Origin of the sequence: Desulfovibrio sp. 1188_IL3213, from assembly GCF_036763145.1 — a bacterium.
Taxonomy (GTDB): Bacteria; Desulfobacterota; Desulfovibrionia; order Desulfovibrionales; family Desulfovibrionaceae; genus Desulfovibrio.
This window is the reverse complement of the sequence record NZ_JBAIYR010000613.1, coordinates 1-1080: the sequence shown is the minus strand read 5'-3', so window position 1 is coordinate 1080 and position 1080 is coordinate 1. Positions and strand designations below refer to the sequence as shown.

2 protein-coding genes are annotated in these 1080 nt (G+C 61.7%); both read right to left on the bottom strand.

Features of this window, described 5'->3' with window-relative positions:
- Positions 1–754 (bottom strand): glutamine amidotransferase-related protein (locus V6C16_RS14025; RefSeq protein WP_333543527.1); only part of this gene is annotated, 754 nt, incomplete at its 3' end.
- Positions 735–1080, bottom strand: a 346-nt coding sequence (locus V6C16_RS14020) for a chorismate-binding protein (protein ID WP_333543526.1), incomplete at its 5' end; no start/stop codon positions are given. The genes V6C16_RS14020 and V6C16_RS14025, both read right to left, overlap by 20 nt.

Genomic DNA, 1080 nt, shown 5'->3' with positions numbered 1-1080 from the left:
CCAGGGCGCTTTCGCCCTTCATGCGCAGCCCCATGAGAAAGCTCCCGGCCTGGGCCGGAGTCATTTTTCCGTCCATAAGGGCGGCAAAGCCCGCTGCGGCCATTTCTGCGCTGAGGTCTTCGCCACGGGCAAGGCGCTCAAGAATCTCGGCAAAATTGGAGGCCGCTCCGCCGGGAGCCACGACCATCTGCGGGAAATTGCCCAGCAGGCGCAGGCCGTCGGGCGTAAGAATCGATTCGGGGTGAAACTGCACCCCCACCCAGGGGCGGTCATTATAGCGCAGAGCCATAACCTCGCCTTCGGGACCACGGGCCGTGACGGTAAAGCGGGGATTTCCGGCGTCCTCGTCGGCACGCACCACCAGCGAGTGATAACGCCCCACCCGCATGGGATTGGGCAGGCCGGAGAACAGCCCCGTGCCATCGTGGACGATTTCGGACTGTTTGCCATGCATGATGCAGGGACCGACCTCCACCCGCGCCCCGGCATGCAGGCCAAGCAACTGATGGCCCAGACACACGCCAAGCACCGGAATGCGCGGGTCGAGCCGCCTGAGAAATTCCGGGCAAAAACCCGCTTTGGAAGGATGCCCCGGCCCAGGAGAAATGCAGACCACGGCAAGTTCAGGATTTTCAGCCATGTCGAGCACTGCGGGATCGTCATTGGTCATGACCACAGGCTTGTGGCCCAGGGCGTGAAAAGCCTGTACCAGATTGTAGGTAAAAGAATCGTAATTATCTATAAGAAGAAACATACTCTTGGTCCTCCGTCCGCAGGGCAAGGCGCATTATGGCTGATTTATTGCACACTTCCTTCCATTCCATATCCGGGTCGGAATCGTGGACGATCCCCCCGCCCGCCTGCCAGAAGAGCCTGTTGTCGCGCAGCCACATGCTGCGGATGGTAATGCCCATATCCAGATTCACGCTGTCCCTGTCCAGCCCGAGCCAGCCGATGCAGCCCGCGTAAGGGCCACGGCTGCGGCCCTCAAGCTCGCGGATGATCTGCATGGCCCGTATCTTGGGCGCGCCCGACACCGTACCCGCAGGAAACGTGGCGGCCAGCACGTCCAGGGCATCC